Origin of the sequence: Caulobacter ginsengisoli (genome assembly GCF_030814835.1) — a bacterium.
Classification (GTDB): Bacteria; Pseudomonadota; Alphaproteobacteria; order Caulobacterales; family Caulobacteraceae; genus Caulobacter; species Caulobacter ginsengisoli.
This window is the reverse complement of record NZ_JAUSVS010000001.1, coordinates 301,156-310,000: the sequence shown is the minus strand read 5'-3', so window position 1 is coordinate 310,000 and position 8,845 is coordinate 301,156. Positions and strand designations below refer to the sequence as shown.

Below are 8,845 nucleotides of genomic sequence, written 5' to 3'. Positions count from 1 at the left end.
ATCAAGGGATTTTTTGGAGCCCTTGGTTCCCTCGGCGGCGGCGCCGTTCCGAGCGAGGGGGGCTTCTAGACGCGGCCTCCCGGGGTGGCAACCCCGGTTGCGCAAAAAACGTCACGGTGCGGCGTTTTATTCGCCGACCGGCGATCGCGGCAAAGCCCTTTCCCGTAAGGACTCAAGGGGCTAGGGCACCGCCTCCGCCGGCGCGCAATCGGCCAGCCGCCAGGCCGCAAATCCCCCCAACAGCGCCACCGGCAGGAAGGCCCCGAACAGCCAGGGCGCCGCGGCGCTCGCCTGGGCCGCATCGATTCCATGCGCCAGGCCCAGGGCCGTGCCCAGCGCCCCCGCCGCCGCCGCCCCTGTCGCCCCGCCCGCCTGCTGGGTGGAGGGAATCGCTGACGCCCCCAACGGCCGCTCGGTATCGTCCAGGCTGGCCAGCACCCTTCGCGCCAGGAAGGCCCAGCAGATCCCGAACCCCGCCCCGGTCAGCGTCGCCGCCGCTATGGGCCCCGCCAGGCCCGGTCGGCCGAAAGTCAGGGCCATGGCGGCCACCCCTATGGGAATCATCGAGCCGCCCACCCGGATCAGCAGGCCGTGCCAGCGGGGGGCCAGGCCCGCGATCGGCAGGGCGGCCAGCGTCCAGCCCAGCGCCTCGGCCGCCACCACATAGCCGGCGGTCAGGGGCCCTACCCCGTTCACCGCCTGCAGAATCGCCGCGCCGTAGACCCCCAGCGTGGTCGTGCCGGCCGCCATGCAGAAGATGACGGCGTAGCCCGCCCCCGCCGCGGTGGTGAGTCGCCGCGCGTCCCGGGGCAGCAGCGGCACGGCCTGGCTGGCGTCAAAGCGGATCATGAAGGCCAGCATGGCCAGCCCCGCGACGACCAGAGCGACCGACCCGGCGGGTGAGTCGATCAGTCCGGCGCTGGCGATCAGAATCACCCCCATCGCCAATAGAGAGAGTTGCGGCAGGGCCAGGCCCGCCCCCTTCTCGGCCGCCGACTCAGGCGCTTTCGAGGAGAGCAGCACCGCGGCCGCCGCGCTGAAGGCCAGGCCCTGGACCGCGAAGAACCAGAAGGCGCTCCGCCAATGCCCCGCCTCGGCAAAGACGCCGCCGACGAGCGGCCCCAGCACGGTGGCCACGCCCCAGACGCTGGTGGTCGAGGCGAAGACCCGCGCCCACAGCCGCTCGGGGAAGACCAGCCCGACGGCCACATAGACCAAGCCGACGATCCAGCCGGCCCCGATTCCCTGCACCAGCCGCCCTATAAGAAAGACAGCGATTCCAGGGGCCAGGGCGCTGGCGAGGCACCCGACACTATAGGTAAGGCCCGCCACCGCCATGGCCGTGCGCAAACCCAGGTGCGCCGACAGCCGGCCCGAGCTGGCCCCTGCCACGATGGCCCCCAGCGTGTAGATGGCCACCGCCCAGCCGAAATAGGCATAGCCGCCCAGCTGCGCCGCGACGCTGGGCATGATGGTCGCGGTGACCAGAGAGTCGGCGGCGTTCAGCCAGACGCCCAGGCAGAGCAGGGCAAAACGCGGAAAGAAGGCTCCCTTCAGCAGTTCCCCCCAGTTTGAATCACTCATTTGACAATCTTCTTGTTTGCAATTCCGGGAAGCGGTAAACCGCCCCCAGCGATTTCGCAAGCTCCAGATTGTCAAAGTGACGACTCAACCCCTCCTCCTCCGGCTCAAGACTCACGGCGCCCAGCGCACCGGCGCTCTGGCCGCACATCTTGGTGTCTCCCGCCAGGCCGCCCGCCAGATGCTCGAACGTCTGTCCGCCGAGGGCCTGGTCGAGCATGTCAGCGAAAAGGCCGGCGTCGGCCGTCCCGGCCAGGTCTGGAGCCTCACCGGGGCCGGCCACGCCCGGTTCCCCGACAGCCACGCCCAGATGACCCTGGAGCTGATCGCCGCCGCCCGGTCCGCATTCGGCGAGGAAGGCCTCGACCGGCTTATCGCCGCCCGTGAAACCGCCTCGGCGCAAAGCTATGGCGAACAGCTCACCGCCCCCGACCTCGAGGCCCGGCTGGAGCAGCTGGCCCTCGCGCGCGCGCGCGAGGGATATATGGCGAAGGTCGAGCCTCACCCGGACGGCGGCTGGCTGCTGATCGAGAACCACTGCCCCATCTGCGCGGCGGCGCGGGCCTGCCAGGGCTTCTGCCGCTCGGAACTGGCCCTGTTCCGCCTGATGCTGGGCGACGGAGTCAGCATCGAGCGCACCGACCACATCCTGGCCGGCGCGCGGCGTTGCGCGTACCGGGTTCAGCCGGCGGCGATATAGGCCTTCAGCCCGTCGGCCTCGGCCTCGACCTCGGAAATCTTGTGCTTCACCAGGTCGCCGATCGAGACGATCCCCGCCAGCCGCCCGTCGCGGATCACCGGCAGGTGGCGGATGCGGCGGTCGGTCATGCGGCTGAGCAGGCTGTCCACCGTCTCGCCGGGCGAGGCGAACACCACGTCCCGGGTCATCCAGATTTCCACCGGCCGGTTCAGCGCGCCGGGACCTTCGCTGGCCACCGCCTTGACGATATCGCGCTCGGACACGATGCCGATCACCATGTGACTGTCATCGACCACCACCATGGCGCCGACGCGCCGGCTGTGCAGCAGAGCCGCCACCGCCCCTACCGTCTCACCCGGTCCGGCGGTGAAAACCAGGTCGCCCTTGTCCTTCAGGATCTGGGATACGAGCATGCACGTCTCTCCCTTTTAGGTACTGGTTGGGGAGAAGCCTCTGCCTATCGGGCCGGAGAATCAACCACTTGCCGGGGAAGTGACCGGCCGGGGCGCCTGAAGCCGCACCACACCGGCGCCTGTTGGGCTGCGCCTCAACCACCACACCCAAACTGCCCAGCCACGGGCTTGGGCAGGGTTTCCGGCCTCGCGGTCCCCACGAACCTCGCCGTATATAGCGAGCCATCGCACTCCAGCGAGGCGGCGTAGGCGTCGACCATAAACTCGGCGCGGCCCGTGACCTCAGCCAGCGTGCCGCTTATCACGGCCGCCCGCTTCGCCGCGGGGATGTTGGCCAGGGCGAAGGCCTCGCCGCCATAGATCAGGATGCGATCGACCCTGACCGGATTGCGAGACTTCAGGCGCGGAAGCCGCCCGGCGATCACCGGATCGGGCGTAACGGAGAGCACCGCCTCGTCTCCGCTCCCAGTGCATTCGTACAAGCAGGCGTAGTGGAACTGGCCCTTGAGCAGGAAGCGGCCGTCGAAATGGGCGACGAGGTCCTCGTCGACCCCCTCGAACTTCACCAGGCTGGCGCCCGGCACGATCAGCTCGTCGCCGCCTCCGCCCATCGGGATAGACTTGTCGAGGGGCGCCGCCAGCAGAAGCGCGGCTATCGCCAGGATGCTCAGCTTCATCTTCCCGCTCCGCCCGCCGTCCAACGGACGGTAGCGGAGGCGCCGCAGGGCGCCCAGCCCACTTCTCCTTAACCAAATCGCCAGAGGTTCGCCTTCAGGATGAAGTCTGTCCTGTTTTGGCACGGCCGTTGCTTGGCCCCGCCAAGCCGAATTCGCCGCGTGGAGCTTCTCATGGCCGACCTGAAGATCACCGCCTCGCTCGCGCTGGCCGCCCTTGCTGTCGCCGGCGCCGCGACGGCTCAGTCGATCTCAACGAATTCAGCCGGTTACAACGCCGGCTACGGCCGCGTCTCCGGCCAGGAGAACCGCCCGGTCAGCGTCGGCGGCACGGGCCAGGGCAACCGGGTCATCGTCGACGGGGTCATTCTTGCCGGGGAGGACCAGAGCGTCTTTGCCTCCCAGACCGGCGGCGGCGTGTTCAGCGACACCTCCGGGGTGGGCAATATCGGCGGCTCCTCGACGGCGATCGGCAACAATCTGATCGTCATCACCCAGGGCAACTACAACACTGTGGTCATCACCTCGGTGCAGACCAACAACGGCAACGTCACGGCCGGCTCGACGACGAGCGGCGGGGTGGGGAACTAGCAATGGCAACCAGCGTCCCCCGCCGCGTCATCGCGGCGGTCTCGGTTTCGGCTCTGCTGCTCTCGGCCTGCGCGACGCCCATCGCGGGGGCCGACGGTCGTTACGCCAAGCCTATCGGCACGGCCACGGTCACGGCCAACCCGACCCCCTACTCCACCGCCCTGGTCTGCCTCGGCAACTATGCCCGCCAGTACAAGCTGGGCGCGCCCCGCATCGCCGTGGGCCGCATCGCCGACTACACCGGCAAGGAAGAAAGCGACGGCTCGGGCCGCAAGGTCACGCAAGGCGCCTCGCTGATGGCCATGAGCGCCTTCGCCAAGGCCGGCATGCCGCTTGTGGAACGCTTCGACACGTCAGTGTCGGAACTGGAACTCAAATACACCAACAACAAGCTGATCTCGGACGACCCCAACCCGGCCGCCGACGGCCCGTCCGATCCGCGCAAGATCTTCGCCGGCCAGGTGCCCGGCTCCGACTTCTACGTCACCGGCGGCATTACCGAGCTGAACTACAACATCCGCTCCAACGGCGCGGACCTGGCCGCCGGCGATCGCGACACCGATGGCCTGAAGGGCCGCTTCCGCAACTCCATCTTCGTGATGAACGTCGCCATCGACCTGCGCCTGATCAACACCCGCACGCTGGAGGTGGTCGACGTGATCTCCTACCAGAAGCAGGTGGTCGGCCGCGAAGTCGGCATCGGCCTCTTCGACTTCCTCAATGGCAATGTCTTCGACGTCTCCGGCGGCTCCGGCGCGCTGGAACCCCTGCAGCTGGCCGTGCGCTCGCTGATCGAGCGGGCCGTCGTGGAGATGACCGCCAACCTCTACGGCATGCCCGGCCCGCAGAGCTGCCTGACCAGCGATCCGCTGGGCGGCTCCACCACCGGCCTGACCGGGGGCTATGTCCCCGCCTACAACAATACGGGGACGAACAATGGCACGACCCGCGAAGACCCTGCTCGCTGGAGCGATAAGCGCGATCCCGCTGTTAAGCCTACTCTGCGCGGCCGCTACTAGTCAGGCTCAGACCCCGCCTCCCAGCCAGGTCATCAACAACCAGATCCAGCTGGGCGATGTCTTCTCGTCCGGAACCCTGACCGTCGTCACCGCCACCGACGTCCAGACCCAGGCCAGCTCGACCGGCAACGCCGTGGTGGCCGGGGCCGACGGGGCCGACATGGCCGTGACCTCCAACCAGACCATGGCCGGCTCGGCGATCAGCCAGACAGTGGTCGACATGACCACCTCCCAGCCCGACAGCCTCTATGTCTCCAACGCCGCCACTGGCAACGCCGCCGACGCCTCGATCCAGGGCGCGGCCACGCTGACCGGGGTGATTACCCAACAGACCGACGCCTCGCCGGCCATCACCGCCATCAGCCAGATCGAGGGCGCCGACGCTCAGGCCGGCGACGTCACGCAGGTGACCAGCGCGGCAGGCAACTCCACCACGCTCAGTTTCGACAACAGCGCCGGTGGGGTGCGGGTCAACCAGACCGGCGGCGCCTCGGTGCTGGCCGACGGCGGGGCCATCGTGCAGTACGTGGCCGGCACGGCCGATGTCAGCGGCCAGGCCACTGGCAACAGCGTCATCTCGGTGGGCCAGAATGAATCGGCCGAGCGGCTGGCCATCTATCAGTCCAACAGCGGCGCCCTGGTCCAGGCCAGCAAGTTCACCGCCTATGGCAACTCCAACCTCTCGACCACCAGCACCGTGGCGACCGGCAACCAGACCGCCACCATCAACCAGGGCGCCCTGCTGGACGTCGACAACACCCAGATCAACGCCGCCTATGTGCGCAGCCAGTCGGAGGCTACCTCCTACCAGTTCGGCGGCGCCACGGTGGACGCCACGGCGACCGGCAATTCGGTCCTGGCCGGCGAATACGGCCCCGAGGTCGTGCTCAACAACGACCAGTTCAACGGCGCGGGCGGGGTCGAGGCCATCGCCAGCTTCCAGGGCCAGGAAGGCTACGACGCCACCGTCCGCGCCAACGCCATCGGCAACGACGCCACCGCCTATGCCTGCTCGGAGTGTGCCGGGACGGTCAACGTCAACAGCCGCCAGGTGAACCAGGGCGACGTGGCGGCGACCTCGTCGATCACGGTCGGCGGCACGTCGCGGAGCCTGTACGGGGTATCAACGGCGGTTGGGAACAACGCGGCCTTCTACGTCAGCCGGCCGAACGGGAACTGACACCCAACTCCTCTCCTCTCAGAGGAGAGGTCGACTCGGCTGGGCGTCAGCCCGCCGAGCGGGTGAGGAGACAACCAGCGGCCACGTGTCGGGGGAAACATCCTGCGCCGGCGGAATGCTGAACCGCCGCAAGGCTCCTCCTCCGTGGGACGCCGCCTTCGGCGTGTCCCTCGCTCCTCCTCGCAAGCGAGGAGGAGAGTTGGGTAAACCTACTTATCCAGCGGCCGCAGCATTTCGGTCTCGATGATGATCTCCACCTCATCGAAGACGCCCATCGTCGTCCCCGGGGCCGGAACGCCGAAGCCCATCCCGAAATCGGACCGCTTCAGCGTCCCCGTCGCCGAGAAGCCGATCCTCGAGCCGCCCGGATCCATGGCCATCTTGTCGTAGCCGCCGTTGTATTTGGCGTGCAGCACGACCGGCTTGGTCACCCCGTGCATGGTCAGATCGCCGGTGATGTCGGCGGTGTCGGGCCCGGTCTGCACGACCTTGGTCGAGACGAAGGTCATGGTCGGGAACTTGCCGGCGTCGAAGAATTCCGGCCCCGCGATCTGCTTGTCGAAGTTGAGCTTTTCCGGCTCGGGATAGTTGGTCTGCAGCGAGGCTGGGTCGATCGTCGCCGACACCTTCATCGCCGAGATGTTCTTGGGGTCGAAGTCCAGGGTGGCGTTGAATTTCAGGAAGCGGGCCGTGTAGTGGCTCATCCCCATGTGATTGACCCGGAAGTTCAGGCTGCTGTGCATCGGGTCGGTGTGGTACTGGCCGGCCGGGGCGGTCACCACCGGCGCGGCGGCGGCGGCCGGCGCGGGAGCCTTGGCATTCTGGGCGGGGGCGCAAGCGGCCAGGACAAGCATGGCGGCCGTGGCCATCAGGACGGGTTTCATCGGGGTCTCCATCTCGCAGGGTTGGCGTCGGTCTCTGATGGAACGACGCACGGCCTCGTTCGGCCCCGACATTCGCTCGAAAGTTTTCTGTCGGCTACTCGCCCCAAACTGGGGACATAAGGTCGCACTCAGCCCGAACGGGTAAGCCGGCCCTCGCCTTTCTCCAACCGGCGCCTAGTGTGCCCGTCCAGGGGCCGGGGCTATGCCGAGATCGGATTGGCGGACATTTCTGACGCTCGCGGCGGCGCTTGTGCTCCCGCTGGTGCTGTTCGTCGCCCTGCAGGGCGCCTTCGCCATGCAGGCCCAGCGGCGCTCGATCGAGCAGGACGCCGCTGGCCGGGCCCGCGAGATCAACGCCCAGGTCGATGGCCAGCTGTGGTCGGATCGCAGCGCCCTGGAGGTGCTCTCATCCTCGCAATTCCTCATCGCCCGCGACTGGCCCGGCGCCTATGACCGCATCAGCCGGGTGGTCGCCGCCCGCCCGCGCTGGAAGAACGTCATCCTCACCGACACGGCGACCGGTCGCGAGATCTTCGAGACCCGCAGCGCCCTGGGGAAGAACCGCCCTGCCCGCCCTTCGGTGCGAGCCTACCTGGCCGGCGGCGGGGCCAAGGCCCAGATCGACGGTGTCGGCGATATGACCTCGCCGGGCTGTCCCTGTGTCACCCTCCACGTTCCCGTCCTCGAAAAGGGCGTCCTGACCTATGTGCTGTCGGTCGAGATGGGCACCGAGGACTTCCAGGCCATCCTCAAGAGCCACGCGCCCGAAACCGGCGTCTCGGCGATCGTCGACACCAAGGGGCGGTTCCTGGCCCGCACCCTGAACTATCGCGGCAAGGCCGGAAAACCCGCCACCATCTATGTGCGCCGGGCCATCGCCACCGCCCGCGACGGCTCCTATCGCGGCGTGACCTATGAGGGGCTGAAAAGCGTCACCACCTTCGACACCTCCGAGCTATCGGGCTGGTCGACCCATATCGCCACCAGCGCCGCCCGCCTGTCGGCGCCGCTGCGGGGGGCCTGGCTGCTGAACGGGGTCTCGACCCTGGCGGTGCTGATCCTGGCCGCCGCCCTGGCCTGGTTCACCCTGCGGCGCCTCGCCGAACAGAGCCGCGAGCTCAAGCGCCAGGAACAGTCGCAGCGGCTGGCCGCCATCGGCCAGCTGGCCAGCGGCGTCGCCCACGACTTCAACAACCTGCTCATGGTCATCACCGGCAGCCTGCAGCTGATCGGCAAACGCACCGATGACCCGGCCCTGGTCCGGCCGCTGAAGAACGCCCAGGACGCCGCCGACCGCGGCGCGGCCCTGACCCGCCAGCTGCTCGATTTCGCCCGGGCCGGCCCCGTCGACCTGGAGTCGGTGGACCTGGCGGCCCTGCTGCCCAGCCTCTCGGGCCTGCTGGGCCAGACCCTGGGCCCGGCCATCACCCTCGTCATCGACATCGACCCGGCCGCCGCCACGGTGACCAGCAACGCCGCCCAGCTCGAACTGGCCCTGATCAACCTGGCGGTCAACGCCAGGGACGCCATGCCGGACGGCGGAACCCTGACCATCGCCGCCCGCCCGGCCCGCCAGCCCGGCGGCATCGACCTCACCGTTCGCGACACCGGCCAGGGCATGCCTCCGGCCGTAGCCGAGCGAGCCATGGAGCCCTTCTTCACCACCAAGGGGGTCGGCAAGGGCACGGGGCTTGGGTTGGCGCAGGTATTCGGGATCGTCAGCCGTTCGGGCGGGTCGGTAAGTATCGACAGCACCGAGGGCGTGGGCACGACGATCACGATGACGCTGCCGGCAGCCTAAGC

The 8,845-nt window shown here is 68.5% G+C and carries 10 protein-coding genes; 5 read left to right on the top strand and 5 right to left on the bottom strand.

Annotated features, from left to right (window positions below; translation table 11 throughout):
- Positions 1-180: 180 nt before the first annotated feature.
- Positions 181-1,584, bottom strand: coding sequence for an MFS transporter (locus tag QO010_RS01445; RefSeq protein ID WP_307344968.1), 1,404 nt, complete (start codon positions 1,582-1,584; stop codon positions 181-183).
- Positions 1,577-1,801: a hypothetical protein gene (locus QO010_RS01440; protein WP_307344966.1), complete on the bottom strand. Its 225-nt coding sequence runs from the start codon at positions 1,799-1,801 to the stop codon at positions 1,577-1,579. The genes QO010_RS01445 and QO010_RS01440 overlap by 8 nt, the downstream gene beginning before the upstream one ends.
- Between QO010_RS01440 and QO010_RS01435 the strand changes: the two genes are divergently transcribed.
- Positions 1,763-2,281, top strand: coding sequence for a helix-turn-helix transcriptional regulator (locus QO010_RS01435; RefSeq protein ID WP_307344963.1), 519 nt, complete (start codon positions 1,763-1,765; stop codon positions 2,279-2,281). The genes QO010_RS01440 and QO010_RS01435 overlap by 39 nt on opposite strands.
- Here the strand turns inward: QO010_RS01435 and QO010_RS01430 are convergent.
- Both QO010_RS01430 and QO010_RS01425 read right to left on the bottom strand, forming a co-directional pair.
- Positions 2,263-2,694, bottom strand: coding sequence for a CBS domain-containing protein (locus QO010_RS01430; RefSeq protein ID WP_307344960.1), 432 nt, complete (start codon positions 2,692-2,694; stop codon positions 2,263-2,265). The two genes, QO010_RS01435 and QO010_RS01430, sit on opposite strands and share 19 nt — an antisense overlap.
- A 134-nt stretch (positions 2,695-2,828) precedes the next feature.
- Positions 2,829-3,371, bottom strand: coding sequence for a hypothetical protein (locus tag QO010_RS01425; RefSeq protein ID WP_307344958.1), 543 nt, complete (start codon positions 3,369-3,371; stop codon positions 2,829-2,831).
- A 171-nt stretch (positions 3,372-3,542) separates the two neighbouring features.
- Between QO010_RS01425 and hfaA the strand changes: the two genes are divergently transcribed.
- Genes hfaA through hfaD form a run of 3 tightly spaced genes read left to right on the top strand, consistent with a single transcriptional unit; the run spans position 3,543 to position 6,158 of the window.
- Positions 3,543-3,959 (top strand): holdfast anchoring protein HfaA, encoded by a 417-nt coding sequence (gene hfaA, locus QO010_RS01420; protein ID WP_307344956.1) that lies wholly within the window; start codon positions 3,543-3,545, stop codon positions 3,957-3,959.
- A 2-nt stretch (positions 3,960-3,961) separates the two neighbouring features.
- The gene (gene hfaB, locus QO010_RS01415) at positions 3,962-4,978 is read left to right on the top strand and encodes a holdfast anchoring protein HfaB (protein ID WP_307344953.1); all 1,017 of its coding nucleotides are present in this window, start codon (positions 3,962-3,964) and stop codon (positions 4,976-4,978) included.
- Positions 4,896-6,158, top strand: a complete 1,263-nt coding sequence (gene hfaD / locus QO010_RS01410) for a holdfast anchor protein HfaD (RefSeq protein ID WP_307344950.1) — start codon at positions 4,896-4,898, stop codon at positions 6,156-6,158. The genes hfaB and hfaD overlap by 83 nt, the downstream gene beginning before the upstream one ends.
- 209 nt (positions 6,159-6,367) lie before the next feature.
- On the opposite strand, the gene QO010_RS01405 is transcribed toward hfaD, so the two are convergent.
- Positions 6,368-7,042, bottom strand: coding sequence for a YceI family protein (locus tag QO010_RS01405; RefSeq protein WP_307344947.1), 675 nt, complete (start codon positions 7,040-7,042; stop codon positions 6,368-6,370).
- 202 nt (positions 7,043-7,244) lie between these two features.
- On the opposite strand from QO010_RS01405, the gene QO010_RS01400 reads away from it, so the two are divergent.
- The gene (locus QO010_RS01400) at positions 7,245-8,843 is read left to right on the top strand and encodes an ATP-binding protein (protein ID WP_307344945.1); all 1,599 of its coding nucleotides are present in this window, start codon (positions 7,245-7,247) and stop codon (positions 8,841-8,843) included.
- Positions 8,844-8,845 lie beyond the last annotated feature (2 nt).